Annotated in this window: 11 protein-coding genes, 1 tRNA gene and 1 pseudogene; 12 read left to right on the top strand and 1 reads right to left on the bottom strand. The window is 75.3% G+C overall.

Going from position 1 to position 18713, the window contains the following annotated elements; translation table 11 throughout:
• The first annotated feature begins 147 nt into the window (after positions 1-147).
• Positions 148-966: an arylamine N-acetyltransferase gene (locus tag ACIRQF_RS11280; protein WP_404091053.1), complete on the top strand. Its 819-nt coding sequence runs from the start codon at positions 148-150 to the stop codon at positions 964-966.
• 57 nt (positions 967-1023) lie between these two features.
• On the opposite strand, the pseudogene ACIRQF_RS11275 reads toward ACIRQF_RS11280, so the two are convergent.
• Positions 1024-1446 (bottom strand): annotated as a pseudogene (locus ACIRQF_RS11275) (hypothetical protein); the annotation flags it as partial.
• 170 nt (positions 1447-1616) lie between these two features.
• Here ACIRQF_RS11275 and ACIRQF_RS11270 point away from each other — a divergent pair.
• The 11 genes from ACIRQF_RS11270 (at position 1617) to ACIRQF_RS11220 (ending at position 18712) form a co-directional block, all read left to right on the top strand.
• On the top strand, positions 1617-1946 hold the full coding sequence (locus ACIRQF_RS11270) for a TfoX/Sxy family protein (protein ID WP_404091051.1): 330 nt from the start codon (positions 1617-1619) through the stop codon (positions 1944-1946).
• A gap of 179 nt (positions 1947-2125) precedes the next feature.
• Positions 2126-2210, top strand: a tRNA-Leu gene (locus ACIRQF_RS11265).
• A gap of 500 nt (positions 2211-2710) precedes the next feature.
• Positions 2711-4531 (top strand): non-ribosomal peptide synthetase, encoded by a 1821-nt coding sequence (locus ACIRQF_RS11260; protein WP_404091048.1) that lies wholly within the window; start codon positions 2711-2713, stop codon positions 4529-4531.
• Complete coding sequence (locus ACIRQF_RS11255; protein ID WP_404091046.1) at positions 4528-5988, top strand: condensation domain-containing protein; 1461 nt, start codon at positions 4528-4530, stop codon at positions 5986-5988. The genes ACIRQF_RS11260 and ACIRQF_RS11255 overlap by 4 nt, the downstream gene beginning before the upstream one ends.
• Positions 5989-5995: 7 nt before the next feature.
• Complete coding sequence (locus tag ACIRQF_RS11250; RefSeq protein WP_404091043.1) at positions 5996-7060, top strand: sugar phosphate isomerase/epimerase family protein; 1065 nt, start codon at positions 5996-5998, stop codon at positions 7058-7060.
• The gene (locus ACIRQF_RS11245) at positions 7057-12024 is read left to right on the top strand and encodes an amino acid adenylation domain-containing protein (RefSeq protein WP_404091040.1); all 4968 of its coding nucleotides are present in this window, start codon (positions 7057-7059) and stop codon (positions 12022-12024) included. The genes ACIRQF_RS11250 and ACIRQF_RS11245 overlap by 4 nt, the downstream gene beginning before the upstream one ends.
• Positions 12021-15518 carry a thioester reductase domain-containing protein gene (locus ACIRQF_RS11240; protein WP_404091037.1) on the top strand — a complete coding sequence of 1166 codons (3498 nt, stop codon included), beginning with the start codon at positions 12021-12023 and terminating at the stop codon, positions 15516-15518. Before ACIRQF_RS11245 ends, ACIRQF_RS11240 begins: the two co-directional genes overlap by 4 nt.
• Positions 15515-16372, top strand: a complete 858-nt coding sequence (locus ACIRQF_RS11235; RefSeq protein ID WP_382480109.1) for a 3-hydroxyacyl-CoA dehydrogenase family protein — start codon at positions 15515-15517, stop codon at positions 16370-16372. Before ACIRQF_RS11240 ends, ACIRQF_RS11235 begins: the two co-directional genes overlap by 4 nt.
• Complete coding sequence (locus ACIRQF_RS11230; protein ID WP_382480111.1) at positions 16369-16623, top strand: acyl carrier protein; 255 nt, start codon at positions 16369-16371, stop codon at positions 16621-16623. Before ACIRQF_RS11235 ends, ACIRQF_RS11230 begins: the two co-directional genes overlap by 4 nt.
• The gene (locus ACIRQF_RS11225) at positions 16620-17741 is read left to right on the top strand and encodes an acyl-CoA dehydrogenase family protein (protein ID WP_382480114.1); all 1122 of its coding nucleotides are present in this window, start codon (positions 16620-16622) and stop codon (positions 17739-17741) included. Before ACIRQF_RS11230 ends, ACIRQF_RS11225 begins: the two co-directional genes overlap by 4 nt.
• The gene (locus tag ACIRQF_RS11220; protein ID WP_404091032.1) at positions 17738-18712 is read left to right on the top strand and encodes a 3-oxoacyl-[acyl-carrier-protein] synthase III C-terminal domain-containing protein; all 975 of its coding nucleotides are present in this window, start codon (positions 17738-17740) and stop codon (positions 18710-18712) included. The genes ACIRQF_RS11225 and ACIRQF_RS11220 overlap by 4 nt, the downstream gene beginning before the upstream one ends.
• Position 18713: the final 1 nt, after the last annotated feature.

Genomic DNA, 18713 nt, shown 5'->3' with positions numbered 1-18713 from the left:
GGGGGCACCGCCCGGGCCGCCGGACCCGAGCGTCCGGCCCGCCCGCCGCGTGCGGGCGGGCCGGGACGAAAGGCGTAGGTCCCACGGGGTCCCGGACCGGGCGTCAGGCCGAGGCGGGCGCCGCGGGTGCCTGCGTACGGTGGGGCCATGAGCATCGACCTCCACGCCTACCTCACCCGCATCGGCCGGCCCGGCGACACGCACCCCACCCTGGACGTGCTGCGCTCCGTCCACCGCGCGCACATCGAGGGCATCCCCTTCGAGAACCTCGACCCCGTCCTGGGCGCCGCGCCCTCGCTCGCCCTCTCCGACCTGGAGGCCAAGCTCGTCCACGGCGCGCGCGGAGGCTACTGCTACGAGCACAACACCCTGCTCGCGGCGGCCCTCACCGCCATCGGCTTCCGGGTCACGCTGCTCACCGCGCGCGTCCTCGTCGGGGCCCGGGAGGGGGAGGTCCGGCCCCGCACGCACATGCTCATGCTGACCGAGGTGCCGGGGGAGCCCGTGCCGTACGTGACCGACGCGGGCTTCGGCAGCATCGGCTCGCTCCTCGAACCGATCCCGCTGGCCGCCGGCGTCGAACTCCACGACGCGCCCCGCCGCCACCGCCTCGTGCACGAGCCCCACGAGGGGCCGCTGGAGCTGTGGAAGCTCCAGGCGTACCTGATGGCGGAGGGGGAGTGGGAGGACCAGTACTCCTTCACGGTCGAACCGTTCGAGGCGCCCGACTACGAGGTCATCAACTGGCACATCGCGACCAACCCGCGCTCGCCCTTCGCCCGCGGCGTCTACGTCCAGCGCACCACCCCGGACACCCATCTCTCGCTCACCGGGCGCCGGTTCACCGAGACGGCCCCCGACGGCTCACTCACCGAGCGGGAGCTCGCGGACGGTTCCGAGGTCCTCAAGGTCCTGCGGGACGAGTTCGGCATCCGTCTCCCGGGGGGAACCCGCCTTCCGGGGTGATGGGGTGACGGGGCGTCGGCGCGGGCCGGCGCCGGTGGGGACCGGGGCGGGTGCCCGGCCCCACGGCACGACCACGACCTGCACGTCGTCCTCGTAGACGATCCGGCCCGGGTCCGCCGACTCGACCCGTACGCACGGCACGCCGTGCGCGGCGAGCAGGTCCAGGTAGCCGGGGACCCGGTCGAGGAGATGGGTGGCCGTGGCCTTGAACCAGGCCACGGCGCCGGGGTGGCGGGCCTCGTCGTAGACCGTGGGGTCGGTGGCGGAGGGGTCGGGGTACGCGGCGTCGTACCAGTCGTTCGCGGCCCGCCAGAACCGGTACTGATCCTCGCTGAGCCGGCCGTCCCGGGCCAGGGTGTTGGCCAGGGCGAAGATCCCCGGGAAGTGTCCGCGCGGGCTGCGGACCGTTGCCTGGTAGCGCACGAACGGCGCGCCGCTCTCGGGGCCGGGCTGCTGCGCGGGGCGTGGCGTCGACGGCATCGCAGCAGTATGGCAAACGGGCACTACGGGCGTCGGCGACCGGGGGGCCGGCAGGCCGACGCGCGCCCGGGCGCCGTGAGTGGCGGCCACGGGCGGCGTCGGCCAGACTCGGGGGCACCACCGCCGCCCCGCGAACAGCCCCGTCGGGGCGCTGACCACGGAGACGTCCCATGGCATTCGACGAGGGTCTCGCGGAGCGGATCCGCGCGCGTCTGGCCGGGGATCCGGCGATCACGGAGAAGCGCATGTTCGGGGGGATCGCGTTCCTCTGCGCCGGGAACATGGCCGTGGGCGTGACCGGGGACGACCTCATGGTCCGCGTCGGTCCGGACGCCACCGACGACGCGCTCTCCCGGCCGGGGGCACGGCTGTTCGACATGACCGGACGCCCGATGCGGGGGTGGGTCGTGGTGGACGCGGCCGCCGTCGCGGAGGACGCCGCCCTCGCCGAGTGGGTCGAGCGCGGCCGGGCCTTCGCGGCGGGCCTGCCGCCCAAGTAGCCGGGACGCGCGGAGGCCGGGCGGCGCGGGTCGGTCCGGTGGCCTCCGGGCGCGGTCCCGGCAGCTGCTCCGGGTCCTCCATACCTCGCTGACCACGGGAAACGTGGTGAACGGCAGCTCGAATCCCTGGTAGATTGATCCCTGTCGCCGCGGGCAGCCCCGCGGAGGACGACACACCTGTCCGGGTGGCGGAATGGCAGACGCGCTAGCTTGAGGTGCTAGTGCCCTTTATCGGGCGTGGGGGTTCAAGTCCCCCCTCGGACACGACAGGTTCACCAGCGAGTGGTGGTCGGGAGCATCCCGGCCACCACTTCGCGTTTCCGGCCCCCGGTCAATGAGCGGTCGAATGCCCGCACTTCGCCGAAAGGGGGCGGGCGGGCGCCCATCGGGGCGATTTCGGCGGGGCAATCGTGCGCCGGAATGCGCGCGTGAACATGACTTATTTCCTGACGTGCGGGGAAGGACCTTCGTCCTATTGACATCAGGGCCGCATCACGGAGGGTGCGGATCGAGGGTGCGGGCATTCCCCGGCACTGCCGCCGTGCAGGGCCCCGTCTCCCCGGCGGCCTGCGCCCCGGCCGCCCTCCAGCCCGGAATGAAAACGAATTCAGTCATCACGCACCGCTGACGAATAGAATGAAACATCCTTGTTGGAATAATGATTCAATTCCTGTCCGGAAAACGTCCATTGACTCTGCCTCGCCCGCTGTGATGAGAATGATCAAAGTTCGCGTGGCGGAGAGCGACAAGCCGGAGGGGGAGCCGTGGATCGACGTTTTGGCGCGCCATTCATTCCTGTTCATGGGACTGTTTCCGGGCATGCGGCCGAGCGGCCCGCGGAGGTCGCGGTGGTCGACGCCGACGGCACCGCGCTGACCTATGCCGAGCTCTGGCAGCGGTCCGGCTGGACGGCCGCCGCGCTGGCCGCGCGGGGCGTCCGCCCCGGGGACCGGGTGGCGGTCGCCCTGCCGAGGTCCGCCCGGCTCGTGGTCGCTCTGCTGGGGGTGGCCCGGCTGGGTGCCGCCTATGTGCCGCTCGACCTCCACGCACCGCGGGCCCGCCTCGAGCTCCTCGTGGGCGAGGCACGGCCCGTCGCGGTCGTGGCGGGTGACGACCCGGCCGCGCTCCCGGAGGGGCCGGTGCGGGTGCAGGTGCCGACCGCCGCGCCGGACGCCCCGGTCCCGGACCTCCCCGGCGTGGACGCGGACACCCCTCTCTACGTGGGCTACACCTCGGGGTCCACCGGCCGGCCCAAGGGGGCCGTGATCACCCACGGCGCCGTGCGCTCGTTCACGCACGCCCCCGAGTACTGCCGGGTCCGGCCCGGTGACCGGGTCGCGGCGCTGGCCAATCCCGCCTTCGACGCCACGACGTTCGAGGTGTGGAACACCCTCGCCGCCGGGGCGACGATCGTGGTGCTCCCCGATGTCATGAACCTGCCCATGCAGGAGTGGGCCGAGCTGCTCGCGGGCGCCAAGGTCACCAGCATGTTCCTCACCACCTCGCTCTTCGACAGCATCGCCCGCGAGGCCCCCGACGCCTTCCACTCCGTCGACAACGTTCTCGTCGGCGGCGAGGCGCTCGACATCGAGCGGGCGCGCCGGGTCCTGGACCACAAGCCGCCCCGGCGGCTCGTGCACGTCTACGGGCCCACGGAGACCACCACCTTCGCGACCGCCTTCCTCTGTACCGGCGAGAACCTGACCGACCGCAGCCGCGTCCCGCTCGGCGCGCCCGTCCAGGAGACCCGGCTGCGCGTCCTGGACGACCGCGGGCGCCCGGTGGCACCGGGCGGCACGGGGGAGCTCCACATCTCCGGGCCGCAGGTGGCGGCCGGCTACCTCGACGCCCCCGAGCTCACCGACGAACGCTTCGTGGTGCTCGACGACGGCGACCGCGCCTACCGCAGCGGTGACCTCGTCCGCCTGCTCGACGACGGCGAACTGGAGTTCGTCGGGCGGCTCGACCGCCAGGTGAAGCTGCGCGGCTTCCGCATCGAGCCCGCCGAGATCGAGCGGGCGCTCCTCGCCACCGGCCTCGTCTCCGCCGCCGTCGTCGAGAAGACCGGCGACGCGGCCGGCGGCGCCCTCGTCGCCTTCGTCCTGCCGACCGACCCCGCGCACACCGAAGGACTCACCGCGCGCCTGGCCGAGCTGCTCGGCGAGCGCCTGCCCGGCTACATGGTGCCGACCCGCTGGCTCGTCGTGGCCGACATCCCGCTCAACGCCAACGGCAAGACCGACCGCGCCCGCCTCCTGGAGAGAGCGGAGGAGGCGGCCGGGCACGCCGCGGCCGGGCACCCCGACGGCGACCCCGAGGGCCCGGACGGCCCGCCGTCCTCCCACGGTGCCGGCCCGCTCATAGAGCTGTACGCCGTCCTCGGCGAGCTCCTGCGCCTCGACCGGGTCGGCCCCGACGACAACTTCCTCGAACTCGGCGGAAATTCGATCCTCGCCCTCCAGGCCACCTCACGCCTGCGGGCCCGCGGCGGCATCGACCTCAACCCCGCCGACCTGCTCTTCGCCGAGACCCTCGCCGAGCTGGCCGACGCCGGGGCCGCCGGTCCCGCGGACACCGCCCGATGAGCACCGGCACCGGCCGGCCGCCCACGCTCGAACGCCGCGAGACCGGGGAGGCCCCTCTGTCGAGCGCGCAGGAAGGCCTCTGGTTCATCCACCGGGCCCAGCCCCGCTCGACCGCGTACCACGTGCCCCTGGTCCTGCCGTGCCCCGAGCCGCTGGACCTCCCGGCGCTGCGGCGCGCCGTGGACACCCTGGTCGCCCGGCACGACATCCTGCGCACCCGTTTCCCGGTGCGGGACGGGGCACCCGTCCAGGTCGTCGACGCGTCCACGACCGTGACCGTCGCGGCGACCGATCTGTCCGGCGCGCCCGACGCCACCGAACGAGCCCACCGCGAGGTCCGCGAGAGGGCTGCCGAACCGTTCCTCCTCGAAGAGGAGCCGCCGCTGCGGGTCGCCCTGTGGCAGGGACTGCCCGACGGCGACCTGCTCCTCGTCTGCCTGCACCACATCGCCGTCGACGGCTGGTCGCTCGCCCTGCTCTTCGACGAGCTGTGGTCCGTGTACGACGCCGTCCTCACCGGATCCGAGCCGGAACTCCCCGAAGTCGAGCTCCAGTACACCGACTTCGCCCGCTGGGAGCGGGCGGTCCACGCGACCCCCGAGCACCGCGAGCGCGTGGCCGCGCGCGCCGAGCGGCTCCGCGGGCTGCCCACCCGGCTCCGGCTCGGCGCGCCCACCGCCCTCCGGGACCGGCCCGGGGGAGGCCCCGCGGAAGACCGCGGGGACGCCGGGGAGGAACTCGGCTTCGAGCTGGACGCCGAGCTCGCCGACCGCGTGCGGCAGCGGGCCCGGGAGGCCCGCATCACCCCGTACCTCCTCCTCCTCACCGTCTTCCAGGAGACCGTACGGCGCTGGAGCGGCGAACAGCGGTTCCTGCTCGGCACGATCCTCGTCAACCGGCCGGACCCACGGCTCGACCGCACCGCCGGGTTCTTCGTCAACACGGTGCCGCTGCGATGCGACAACCGGCCCGGCCGGACCGTCACGGAGGCCTGGGGCGACATGCGCGCCGAGTTCCGCGACCTGCTGCGGCACGCGGACGTCACGCTGGGACAGCTCGCCACCGCCCTCGGCGCGGCCGACCGCACGGGCAGCCCGCTCGTGCAGGTGGGGTTCGTCATGCTCAACACCCCTCCCCGGGTGGGCGGCAGAGAACTCCCGGTGTCGTCCCTGGCGCTGCCCACGCAGGCCGCCGCCCTCGACCTGACCGTGGTCGTCGAGGACTCCGGCGGACGCTTCACCGGCACCCTCGGCCACGCCACCGCACACTACGACCGGGCCACGGCGGAAGGCGTCCGAGACACCTTCCTCGGCCTGCTCGGCGCGGCCCTCGAAGCCCCCGACGCCGTGCTGGCGCGGCTGCGCGTCCCGGGCGCGCGACCGGCCGGCCCGGCCCGGCCCCCGATCGACCTCGTGGCGGATCACCGCAGGCGCACCGCGCCGACGGCAGGGAAGTGAGAGCGCGATGACGGACACCGACGTGACCTGGACGCCCAGCATCGGCCTGCTCGCCAACCAGGCGTTCAGCGGCAGCCGTTGGAAAGGCGGCGACGCCTGGCGGGCCGCCGCCGAGGCCGGGGCCGAGTGGATCAGCGTCACCGAAGAGGCCCACGGCATGCCCGAGGAGCGGCGCCGGCAGCTGCGCGAGGACGCGGAGAAGGCCGGCACGCCCATCCTCATCACCGGCTGCCACGCCTTCGGCCTGAGCGACCCGCGCGACGCCGTACGGGAGTTCAACCTGGAGTGGGCCAAGCGGCAGCTCGACCTCACCGTCGAGCTCGGCGCCCGACGCATGAAGGTGCTGCTCGGCGAATGGGTCTGGCGCGGCATGTGGCCCAACGCCCTGCAGTGGCGGCTGGAGGTGGACACCCTGCGGGAGTTGTGCGCCTACGCCGAGCGCCGCGGCACCGTGCTCAGCATCGAGCTCGAACCGCTGGAGAACTCCTTCGTCAACGACCCCCACAGTCTCGCCCGGATGCTCGCCGACGTCGGTTCGCCGGCGCTGCTCGCCAACGTGGACACCTCCCACATGGTCGTCCGCGGCACCCCGGCGAGCGAGCTGGGTCAGCTGGCCGGACGCGTCGACAGCATCGACTTCTCGGACTCCAACGGCAAGTTCCACGAGCATCTGGCGCCTGGTACGGGCGTCGCCGACCTGGCCGCCTTCGCGGGCGAACTCGTCGCCGACGTCCGGGGCCGCGACGCGCTCCTCGCCGTCGAGGTCGGTCCCTTCAACGAACCCGACCGGGCCTACGACCTGGTGCGGGCGTCCGTGACGGCCACCCGTGAGCTGTTCACCGGCGCCCGGGACCCGCGGTCCGGCGGAGACGGGGGCAGCGGCCCCCGGACCGACGGCGGCGGCACTCCGAACCGGACCGACGGCGGCGGCACTCCGTACCGCACCGATGGCGGCGGCACTCCGAACCGGACCGACGGCGGCCGCACTCCGAACCGGACCGACGGCGGTGGCGACGCCCGGGACCGGGCCGACGGCGGCGGCGAGCCGCGGGCGGACGGCGGCCGGGGATGAGCGACGTCAGCTTCCTCGGCCTGGTGGCCGAACGGCTCGCCGCCGCGCCGGAATCCTCCGGCGTCCGCTGCGGGGGCGCCCTCACCTCCTGGTCGGAGATCGACGCCTGGGCCTGGTCGGTGGCCGCCCGGCTGCGCGCCGAGGGCCTCGGACGGGGCGACATCGTGCCCGTCGTCACCACCCGCAGCGCCGGTCTCGTGGCCGCCTGGCTCGGCGTCCTGCGCGCCGGGGCGGCCTACCTGCCCGTCGACATCGACCTGCCCGCCGGCCGTGTCGCCTTCCTCGGTGAGGACAGCGCCGCACGCACCGTCCTCGTCGACGCGGGCGGCCTCGTGACGGCACGCGGCCTCGGCGCGGACGTCACACCGATCGACGTCGACCGCCTGCGCGGCATCGCGGCCGAGCCCTTCGACACGGCCCTCACCGGAGCGGACGCGGGCTGCGTCCTCTACACCTCCGGCAGCACCGGCCGCCCCAAGGGCGTGCTGGTCGACCACGACGCGCTGCTGCACAGCGCCCTGCGCTGGGCCTGGTTCGACCAGCTCACCCCGGCCGACTCCCTGCTGTGCAGCGTCTCGGTCGCCTTCGACGCGGCGACGATGGTGATCGGTACCGCCCTGATCACCGCGGCGCGGCTGACCCTCGCCACCGACGCCCAGCGCCGCGATCCCGCGCTGCTGGGCCCGGACCTGGCCGACGTCGACCTTGCCACCATGACGCCCAGCGCACTGAAGGCGGCCGTCGCGGGCCTGGCGCCGGGCACCGCGACCCGGCTCCGCTCCGTCTCCTGCGGCGGCGAGCTGCTCACCCGGGAGCTCGCCGCGGAGTTCCGCGACCGGCTCGGCTGCGCCGTGCACAACGTCTGGGGCGTCGCCGAGGTCCCCGCCACGACCACCACCGGCCTCGTCGACCCCGAGGCACCGGGCGAGCCGGGGATCGGCGTGCCGCTGCCCGGCACCCGGGTGTACGTCCTCGACGCCGACCTCGAACCGGTGCCGGACGGCGCGCCCGGCGAGCTCTTCATCGCCGGCGCGGGCGTCGGCACCGGCTACCTCGGCCGCCCCGCCCTGAGCGCCGCCCGCTTCCTGCCCGACCCGTGGGCGGACGTCCCCGGCGCACGCATGTACCGCACCGGTGACCGCGGCCTGCGGCGGGCCGACGGCGAACTCGTGTACCTCGGCCGCGACGACCACCAGGTGAAGATCCGCGGCAACCGCGTCGAGACCGGCGAGATCCGCACCCTGCTGGAACGATGTCCCGGCGTGCGCGCCGCGGCCGTGGTCCTGGAGGGCCCGGACCGGCTGGTCGGCTACCTCGAAGCGGAGCCGGGCACCCCGCCCGCACGCGCCGACGTCCTCGCGGAACTGCGCCGCTGGCTGCCGGCGGCCGTCCTGCCTTCCGCTCTGTGGCTGGTGGAGGCCCTGCCCCTCAACACCAACGGCAAGGTCGACCTGAGGGCCCTGGGGGAACTCCCCGACACGGCGCGGCGGCCGCTTCCGGGCGGCGACGAGCCGGCAGGCGTACGGGAGGAAGGTCTCGAACGGGCGGCCGCCCTGTTCCTGGAGCACCTGCCCGAGCCGCCGCCCCGCCCCGGACTCGCCCCCGACGCCGACTTCTTCATGCTCGGAGGGGCGTCGATGGGCGCCGCGCGCCTGGTCACCGCCGCGTCCCGCGATCGGGGCGCGGAACTGCCCCTGCGCGACTTCCTCGCCGACCCCACGCCGGCCGGCCTCGCCCGCCTGCTCACGGCGCCGGCCGGGTCGGCCCGGTCCGTCGCGGTGGCCGCCGGGGGCGGGCCGCAGCCCGCCAACCCCGTACAACGCCGGCTGTGGTTCCTCAACCAGGTGCCCCAACTGCGCACCGCCTACCTCGTGCCCTGCGTCCTCGCCGTGCGCGGCCCCGGCCTCGACCGGGGGCTGCTCGCCGACGCGCTCCAGCACGTCCTCGACCGCCACCCGCTGCTCCGGGCCCGCTTCACCCTCGACGCCGAGGGGGGCGAGGTCACCTACACGACCGGGCGGCCCGGCCCCGTGGTCACCCGCCTCGACCTGACGGCCGCCGGGCCCGAGGCCGCGCGGCGGGTGCGCGAGCGGACGGAGGAACTGTGCCGCACCCCGTTCGACCTGGGAGCGGAAGCACCGGTACGGGCGGAGGTCATCGGCACCGACGACGGGGCCGTGGTCGTGCTGTGCGCCCATCACATCGCGGTGGACGCCCAGTCGCTGCGCGTCCTCACGACGGAGCTGGGCGCGGTCTACCGGGCCCGGGTAAAGGGCTCGGCGCCCGGGCTGCCGGCTCCGGCCCCGCACACCCACCCCGCCGCCGCGGACACCCCGGAGGCCGTGCGGACCGCGACCGAACGCCTGCGCGGCGCGCCCGTCGACGTCCTCCTTCCTCACGACCGGCCGCGCGGTCCCGTCCAGGACACCGCGGGGGCCACGTGTCCCGTGCCGCTCGACGGAGTCCGGCCCGGCCTGCTGCGGGAGCTCGCCCGGTCGGAGGGGGTCACCCCCTTCATGGTGGCGGCCACCGTGCTGGCGGTCGCCCTCGGCCGGCGGTCCGGGCAGCGGGACTTCCTCTTCTCCACACCGTGGGGCGGCCGTGACAGCGCTGCCGCCGACCAGGTGTCCATGCTGGTCAACACCGTCGTCGTACGGGTCGACACCCGTGGCGCCGGATCCTGGCGGGAGCTGCTGCGACGGGTGCGCGCCGCGTCCCTCGCGGCCTTCCGGGACGCCGACGTACCCTTCGACGCCCTGGCCTCCGCGCTGCACCCGGGCCGGGACCTGAGCCGCCCGCCGCTGACTCCGGTGCAGATCAGCGTCGGCGAGGGCGAGCCCGCCGCGCCGGCGCTCGGCCCCGGCCTGAGCTGCTCCTGGCTGCCGTCCGGGCACCGGCACACCAAGTACGAACTGACCCTCGACCTCCAGGACCGGCCGGACGGTCCGCTCCTCGCACTCGACTACGCCTCGGCCCTGTTCGACGCCGCCACGGTGCGCGGTGTCGCCGACGACCTGCGGGACTGCCTGACGGAGCTGGAGCGCGCCGCCGACGGGCCGCTGTGGCACGGCGACGCGGTCGCCGTGACCGGCCGTGCCCCGCACGCGCCGCTCTCCCTCGTCACCGGCCCGCTGCCCGGACCGCCCGAGGACACGGCCGTGGTCCACCAGGGCGTGCGCGTGCCCCGGGGGACGCTCGACGCCTGGGCCTGGTCGATCGCCGCCCGGCTGCGGGCGCGCGGCATCGGCGCCGGCGACGTGGTGCCCGTGGTGGTCTCCCGGGGCCCGCTGGCCCTGGCTGCCTGGCTCGGCGTGCTGCGCGCGGGCGCCGCGTACTGCCCCGTCGCGGTGGACCAGCCCGCCTCGCGGCTCGCCTTCCTGATCGAGGACACGGCTGCCCGGGCCGCCGTCGTCGACGGGACGGGCGCCCTCGCCCTGGGCGCCTGCGGGGCCGGCGTGCCGCTCGTCCCGGCAGACGGCCCCGGCGGAGCGGACGCCGGGACCGAGCCCGTCCAGGTCACCCCCGACGATCTCGCCTACGTGCTGTACACCTCCGGGACCACCGGACGGCCGAAGGGGGTGCGGGTCACCCACGGCAATCTCGCCGCGTACCTGTCCGGGCTGCACGCCGCCCACCCCGAACTCGCCTGCCGGCGCACCCTGTTGGCGACTCCCATGGACACCGACTTCGCGGTCACCGTCCTGCACGGGGCCCTCGCCACCGGCGGCGGCGTCGTGATCGCCGACCAGCGGCAGGCGCTCGACGGCGCCGCGCTCGCCCGGCTCCTGCGAGAACACCGCGTGGAGGTCGTCAAGTTCACCCCCTCGCATCTCGGTGCCCTGCTGCGCACCCCGCTGCGGGACGCGATCGCCGGGCTTCGCGCGATCGTGCTCGGTGGCGAGGCCGTCCCCGCCTCGCTGGCCAGGGAACTGGCCGCGCTGCGCGACCCGGACACCCTCGTCCTCAACCACTACGGGCCCACGGAGACCACGGTCGGCGTCCTCACCCACCGCATCGGCCCCGACGAGTACGAGGCGCCGCCCGTCGGGCGGCCGCTGCCCGGGGTCACCGCCGTGATCCTCGACGAGGAGCACCGCCCCGTGCCGGCCGGCGCCACCGGCATCCTGTGGATCGGCGGACCGCAGGTCACCGCCGGCTATCTCAACCGGCCGGACACGACCCGCGAGGCCTTCCGCACCGACCCGTCCGGCGAACGCCGCTACCGCACGGGCGACCTGGCCTTCGCCGACGCCGACGGCCGGATCCACCTGCGCGGGCGGGCCGACGACCAGGTCAAGGTGCGCGGCTTCCGCGTCGAGCCCGGCGAGCTGCGCCACGCACTGCTCGGGCTTCCGGGCGTCCGGCAGGCCGAGGTCCTCGGCCAGGACGGGGAGCTGGCCGCCTTCGTCGTCCTCGACTCGACCCTCACCGACCGGGCCGCCGTCCGCGAGCGGCTGGGCGCGCTCCTGCCCGCCCAGCTCGTCCCCGACCAGCTGCTCGCCCTGGACCGCATCCCGGTCGCCCGTACCGGCAAGGCCGACCGGGCTGCCCTGCGCGCCCTGCTCGGCGCCGGCCCGGCTCCCCGGACGGTGCCCGAAGCGGGTTCGGCGGGCGCGGGAGGCAGCCTCGTCGAGCAGGTCCGGCAGGCCTGGCAGGACCTGCTCCGCGTCCCCGAAGTCCCCCTGGACCAGGCGTTCTTCGAAGCCGGCGGCAGTTCCCTGCTGCTCATCCGGCTGCTGGAGCGGCTGCGGGCCCTGACCGCCCGGCCGCTGGAGGTCGGCGACCTGTTCCGGCACGCCACCGTGCGGTCACAGGCCGCCCTGCTCCGAGGACCGTCCACCCCTCCGGCGACCGTCCCCGCCCAGGCGACCCCTGGCGGCGGGGGAGGCGACCGGAGCCGACTTGCCGCACGGCGCCGGCGGACCACACCGCAGCGCACCAGCAACCGGAAGGCGAGCGAATGACCAGCGAGACCGACATCGCGATCGTCGGTGTGGGCGCCCGGTTCCCCGACGCGCGGGGCCCGGCGGAGTTCTGGCACAACCTGGCCGAAGGGCACGTGTCCCTGCGCGAGTTCACCGACGACGAGCTGCGCGAGGCCGCCGTGGACCCGTCGGTCCACGACGCACCCGACTACGTACGCGTGGGTGTCCGGCTGCCCGGTCTCACCGACTTCGACGCCGGCTTCTTCGGGATCTCCCCGGCCGAGGCCGAGCTGATCGACCCGCACCAGCGGATCTTCCTGGAGGTGTGCTGGGAGGCCCTGGAGCACGCCGGACACCCGCCGCGCGACGACGGTCCGCTCGTCGGCGTGTACGCGGGCGCCAGCTTCAGCACGTACGCCATGGCCCTCTATCTGGCCAAGGTGCGCGAGCACGGCTTCGTCGCCGTCGCCGACGGCGACATCCGCCGCGGCAGCCTCTTCGACTTCATGCCCGCCCGGGTCGCCCACCGGCTCGGCCTGCGCGGGCCCGCCGTCGCCGTCCAGACGGCCTGCTCCTCCTCCCTCACGGCCGTGCACCAGGCCGTGAACGCGCTGCTCGCCGGCGACTGCGACATCGCGCTCGCCGGCGGCAGCGGAGGCGCGGTTCCCGAGGCCGGCTATCGCCACGAGCCCGGTGGCATCGCCTCCGAGGACGGCTACTGCCGCTCCTTCGACGCCAAGTCGAGCGGTACGGCCACGGGCGCGGGCGTCGGCGTGGTCGTGCTGCGACGGCTGCAGGACGCCCTCGCCGACGGCGACCACATCTGGGCGGTCGTCGAGGGCAGCGCCGTCGACAACGACGGCGCGGACCGGCCCGGGTTCACCGCGCCGAGCCCGCGTGGCGTCGCCGACGTGGTCAGGGCCGCCCTCGACGCGGCAGGCACCGACCCGGACCGGCTCGCCTACGTCGAGGCGCACGGCTCGGGCACGCCCCTCGGCGACCACGTGGAACTCCTCGGCCTGGCCGAGGCGCTGCGCAGCCCGAGCGGACGTACCGGCTTCGCCGGGCTCGGCTCCGTCAAGACCAACGTCGGGCACTGCGGGGCGGCCGCGGGCATCGCGGGGCTCGTCAAGGCGGTGCACGTCGCACACACCGGACAGCTGCCCCCGCACCCGCAGTTCACCGGCCCCCGGGACCCCGGGGTCCTGGCCGGAAGCTCCCTGCGGATCGACACCGAACCGCGGACCAGCGAGGATCCGGAGCGCAGGGTCCTGGTCCACTCGATGGGGCAGGGCGGCACCAACGCGGCCGTCGTGCTGCGCGCCCCCGCCCCGGCGCGGCCCGGCACCGCACGGCCCGACACCGCCCCCGGGCTCGTCCGCCTCACGGTGTCGGCCCGGAGCCGCACCGCGCTCGACACGCTGTGCCGGCAGCTCGCCGACACCCTCGACGAGGGAGCGCACGAGGTCACCGACATCGCCCACACCCTGCGGGTCGGGCGCCGGCACTTCGCGCACCGCCGGGTCGTCGCCGCCGCCCCCGGGCAACTGGCCGCCGCCCTGCGGCTGCCGCGGCCGCCCCGGGCCCGTACCGTGCTGGCCCGCCCGCTGACCGCGCTCGTCGTCACCACCGCGCCGACGCCCCGGGCCGCGGCCGTGACCGAGGAGCTGCTCACGGCCCTCGGCCCGGGCACGCGCACGGCTCCCGAGGTGCCGGACACGGTGCCCGCCGACACCTACCTGGTGGTCGTCGGACCCGGAACGGCCGGCCCCGGCCGGCACGTGACCGGTGACGGGGAGGACGGGGCCGAAGCCGTCGACGCGGCGCTCACCGCCGCCTGGGTCGAGGGCGTCGACGTCGACTGGGCCGCCGTCGCCGCCCCCGGCGCCCGCCGGGTGCCGCTGCCCACCTACGCCTTCGAGCGGCGCCGGCTCTGGGCCCTCGACCGGCTCGGCGACGTCCTGCGCGGCCGCCCCGGGGACACGAGCGCGCCACGGACGGATCGGGGCCCGGGCGTGGCCGCGGACCCCAGGCCGGGCCGGCTGGGCGCCCCGGTGCCCGCCTCCGACGCCCTGGAGGCAGAACTCGTCGCACTGTGGGAGGAGTTGTTCGGCATCGCCCCGGTGGGCGTGGCCGACGAGTTCGACACGCTCGGCGGCACCTCGCTGCTCGCCACCCGCATGGCCCTGGAGATCGGCCGGCGCCATGACGTCCGGCTCAACCTGCACCGGGTCGGCGGCACCCGCGCCACCGTCCGCCGGGTCGCCGAGGCCGTCCGCAGTCAGTTGTCCGGACAGGGCACGGGTGGCGAGGACCTCGACGGCGACGGCGCCCTCATCGACGCCGACCTGGAACTGCCGCTCGGCGACGCCCTGCCGCAGCGCCCCGGCGACGCCGTGCTGCTCACCGGCGCCACCGGCTTCATCGGCGCCTTCCTGCTGCGCGAGCTGTGCGCGACGGACGAGGGTCCCGTCTACTGCCTGGTCCGGGCCCGCGACGAGGCGGACGCCTGGCGGCGGCTGCGCGCGACGGCCGCCGCCTACGCGCTGCCCGAGCCCGACCCGGACCGCGTGCGGGTCGTCGTCGGCGACCTCACCGGGGGAGCCGCCGTCCTCGACCGCGTGCCCGACGCCGCCGCACGCGTCGGCCGCGTCGTGCATTGCGCCGCCCGGGTCGTGTTCACCGAGCCCTACCGCTCGCTGCGCGAGGCCAACGTCCTCGCCACCGCCGAACTGCTGCGCTGGATGCGCGCGAACGGCGTCCCCGACCTCACGTACGTCTCCAGCCTGGCCGCCGCCACCCCGACCGGCGCACCGCGCCGCACCGTCAAGGAGGAGCGCGGCCAGCCGCTGTCGGCGGAGTCCGGCGGCTACGGCGCGAGCAAGTGGGTCTGCGAGCGGCTCGTCGAGCGGGCCGAGCGGGACGGCATGCGGGTCCGCGTCTTCCGGCCCGGGCTCGTCCTCGGCGACTCGGAGACCGGGGCGTGCAACCCGAAGGACATGACCTGGCGGATGCTCGCCGGCAGCCTGGCCACCGGCCTGCGCCCCGCCGACGACCGGCCCCTGTTCCTGGCCCCCGTGGACGCCGTGGCCCGCGCCGTCGTGTCCCTGGCGCGCCGCCCCGACAGCCTCGGCCGCGCCTACCACCTCGTGGACGCCGAACCGATGACGCTGCGGACCCTGATCGGCGGGCTCGCCGCCGAGGGCCTGACCACGACGGAGGCGCCCGTACGGGAGTGGCACGCGGCCGTGGCCGGACTCGCCCTGGACAGCGCCGACGAGACCCTCGCGGCCGTGGCCCTGATCCGTACCGAGGAGACGGCGGACCACGGCACCTCCCACGGCACTCAGGGCGAGGACGCGCACGTCACCGTCGAGGCCGCCGGGTGGCGGGACTGGCTGGCCGCCGAGGGCCGGACCGCCGCCGTGACACCACAGGCGCTGGCCCGGAGCCTGCGTCATCTCGCAGACCGGCCGGAGTACCGGCCGACGATCGGCGCCAGGCTGACCGAGCTGAAGGGAGAGGGACGATGAGCGAGCGGAAGCTTGCGGTGATCGGCGCGGGCACCATGGGCACGGGCCTGGCCACCCTGGCCGTGGGCCACGGCCTCGGGGTCGTGCTCGTGGACGACAGCGCCGGGGCCAGGGACCGCGCCGCGGGCGTGGTGCGGCAGAACCTGCGCATGGCGCAGATGCTGGGCAAGCTGCCCGACGGGGCGCCCGTCGACGAACTCCTCGTGGTCGAAGCCGACCCGAAGGCCGCGGCCGGCGCGGACGCGGTCGTGGAGTGCGTCGTCGAACGGCCGGGGACCAAGGCCGAGGTGCTCGCCGCGGTGTCGGCCGCCGTCGCCCCGGGCACCCCGCTGCTCACCAACACCTCGGCCATCCCCGTGGACGAGCTGGCCACGGCCGCCGTCCGGCCCGCCGACGTGCTCGGCGCCCACTTCATGAACCCGCCCTACCTCATCGAGGGCGTGGAGGTGGTGCGCGGACCCCGCACCGCACCCGGGGTCCTGGAACGGGCGCTCGACCTGCTGACCGCCCTCGGCCGCAAGCCGGTCGTGGTCGGCGACGGGCCCGGGTTCGTCGTCAACCGCGTCCTCCAGCGCATGATCAACGAGGCCGCCGCCATCGTCCAGGAGGGCCTGGCCACACCCGAGGAGGTCGACGCGCTCTTCACGAGCTGCCTCGGCCATCGCACCGGACCGCTCGCGACCGGGGACCTCATCGGTCTGGACAACGTCGTGGACACCCTCCACGTCCTGCACGAGCGCACCGGAGACGACGGGTACCGCCCGTGCCGGCTCCTCCTGGAGAAGGTCGAACAGGGCCGGTTCGGACGCAAGACCGGATCGGGCTTCCACGCATACGGAACGGGGATCGCATGAGCGCCGACACCACCACGCGGATCGAGACCGAGGTCCTCGGCTTCGTCAAGGAGCGCACCGGGCTCGAACTGGGCGCGGCGGACGACCTGTTCGCCACCGGAGCGGTCACCTCCCTCTTCGCCATGCACCTGGTGACCCATGTGGAGCAGACCTACGGGGTGAGCGTCACCGGCTCCCTGCTGAAGCTGGACAACTTCCGCTCGGCCTCCGCCGTCGCCGCACTCGTCACCACCCTCAGGCAGGAACCGTGACCACCGGCGCCGCGCCGGCGGACGAGAGCCCCGAGGAGCTGCTGACCCGTCTCGTGGCCCCGCACGCCGACGCCTGGGACCGGGCCGGAGCCATTCCGGACGAGGTCGTACGGGCCCTGGCCGCGGCCGGTGTGCTGTGCGCCGAAGTGCCCGGGAAGTGGGGCGGCCTCGGCCTCGACCCGCTCGCCCACGGCCGGCTGACCGCGCACGCGGGCACCCTGTGCGCCTCCGTCCGCTCCCTCATGACCTCCCAGGCCATGGTCGCCTGGGCGCTGACCCGGTGGGGCGACGCCGAGCAGCGGGAGCGCTTCCTGCCGCGGCTCGCCACGGGTGCCACCGCCGCCGTCGCGTTCAGCGAGGCCGGCGCCGGCAGCGACCTCGGCGCGATGCGCACCACCGTCGTCGACCAGGGCGCCACCGTGCGCGTCGACGGCGCCAAGGTCTGGACGACCGGCGGCACCTACGCCGACCTCGTCCTCGTCTTCGGCCGCCACGGCGACGGCACCGCCATGGTCCTCGTCCCGACGGACACCCCCGGGCTCACCGTCACGCGCCGGCCCGACCCCAGTGGCTGCCGGGCCGCCGGCCACGCCGACCTCCGCTTCGACGGGGTCGTGCTCGACCGGTCCCACCTGCTGCCGGGCGCCGGAGCTCCCCTGAGCTTCGTCGGCCAGTCGGTGCTCGCCGCCGGACGGCTGTCGATCGCCTGGGGCTGCCTCGGCATGATCCGCTCCTGCCTGCGTGAGGCCGTACGGCACGCCCGGGTCCGCGAACAGTTCGGACAGCCGCTGTACCGGCACCAGCTGGTGGCCCGGCACCTCGGCGAGACGCGCGCCGCCGAACAGTCCCTGCTGCGGCTCTGCGAGCACGCCTCGCGCAGCTGGAGCGAGGGGGTGCCCGAGATGTTCGACGCGGCGCTCGTCGCCAAGCACGTCGGCGCGACCGCCGCCGCCTCGGCCGCCTCGGCCGCAGCCCAGGTGCTCGCCTCGGCCGGGGCGCGGGACGGGCACCCGGTCGCCCGCGCCCTCCGCGACGCCAAGCTCATGGAGATCATCGAGGGCAGCAACGAGATCTGCCAGCTGCAACTGGCCGAACAGGCCATGGGGGTGTACGCATGACCGCCGTCGACGTGCCGATCGGCCTCGGCCGCATCCACTGCGTGCTGCCCGAGCGCTTCGTCACCCCCGACGACCTGCCCGAGGCGCCCGAACTGGACGCCGCCGGACGGGACTTCCTCACCGCCTGCGGCATCGACACGGTCGGCGTCATCGAGGAGAGCGCGGGCGTGCTCGCCGCCCGCGCCACGACCGAGTTCGTCACCGCCCACGGTGCCCGCCCCGACGTCCTGCTGCACGTGGGGGCCCGCTCGCCCGACGTGCTGCTCGGCTCCGACGCCTGCCACGCCCAGGCCGCCGCCGGCCTCCCGGGGGCCTTCGCCTTCACCCTCGACGGCCTCGGCTGCACCGGCTCCAGCGCCGCCTGGGGGCTCGCCGCCGACCTGCTCCGCGCCGACCCGGCCCGCCGTCAGGTGCTCGTCACCCACGCCAGCCGGCCCACGGGCGTCGACCGCATCCGGCCCCCGGTGACGGTCACCGGCGACGGCGCGTTCGCCCTCACGGTCGAGCGCGGCGGCCGCCCCGTACTGCGGGCCCACCGCGCCGAGACGGACGGCACCTTCCACGACCTCTTCCAGGTCGACTACAAGCAGGCCCCCTGGTACGAGTGGCGCGAGGAGTGCGCCTCACCCGACCGCTACCGCTTCGAACTCGCCCTGCACAGCCGGGAACGCCTCGGCCGCCTGGTCGACGAGGTGCTCGCCGACGCCGGTGTGCCGCGCACCGCCGTCGCCACCGTCCTCATGCAGAACGTCACCGCCTCCGCCTTCGACTTCTACGAGGCGCTGCTCGGCCTCCCCGTCCACGGCGTGTGCCGCGACAACCTGGCCCGCTACGGGCACCTCGGCGCCATGGACGTCGTGCTCAACCTCCGGGACCTGCTTACCAAGGGCGAAGTCGCCCCGGGCGGACTCGTCCTGGTGCTCAACAACAGCCCCGTGGCCGCGTGGGCCGCGACTCTGTGGGAGGTGTGAC

It is taken from the genome of Streptomyces sp. NPDC101191 (genome assembly GCF_044767915.1).
GTDB lineage: Bacteria > Actinomycetota > Actinomycetes > Streptomycetales > Streptomycetaceae > Streptomyces.
This window is presented reverse-complemented; position numbering and strand designations above follow the sequence as displayed.

What these genes read in the sequence shown, in the direction of transcription:
- ACIRQF_RS11220 (WP_404091032.1), top strand. Translation starts at nt 17,738, where the DNA reads ATGACCGCCGTCGACGTGCCGATCGGCCTCGGCCGCATCCACTGCGTG.
- ACIRQF_RS11245 (WP_404091040.1), top strand. Translation starts at nt 7,057, where the DNA reads ATGAGCGACGTCAGCTTCCTCGGCCTGGTGGCCGAACGGCTCGCCGCC.
- ACIRQF_RS11240 (WP_404091037.1), top strand. Translation starts at nt 12,021, where the DNA reads ATGACCAGCGAGACCGACATCGCGATCGTCGGTGTGGGCGCCCGGTTC.
- ACIRQF_RS11230 (WP_382480111.1), top strand. Translation starts at nt 16,369, where the DNA reads ATGAGCGCCGACACCACCACGCGGATCGAGACCGAGGTCCTCGGCTTC.
- ACIRQF_RS11270 (WP_404091051.1), top strand. Translation starts at nt 1,617, where the DNA reads ATGGCATTCGACGAGGGTCTCGCGGAGCGGATCCGCGCGCGTCTGGCC.
- ACIRQF_RS11250 (WP_404091043.1), top strand. Translation starts at nt 5,996, where the DNA reads ATGACGGACACCGACGTGACCTGGACGCCCAGCATCGGCCTGCTCGCC.
- ACIRQF_RS11280 (WP_404091053.1), top strand. Translation starts at nt 148, where the DNA reads ATGAGCATCGACCTCCACGCCTACCTCACCCGCATCGGCCGGCCCGGC.
- ACIRQF_RS11255 (WP_404091046.1), top strand. Translation starts at nt 4,528, where the DNA reads ATGAGCACCGGCACCGGCCGGCCGCCCACGCTCGAACGCCGCGAGACC.
- ACIRQF_RS11235 (WP_382480109.1), top strand. Translation starts at nt 15,515, where the DNA reads ATGAGCGAGCGGAAGCTTGCGGTGATCGGCGCGGGCACCATGGGCACG.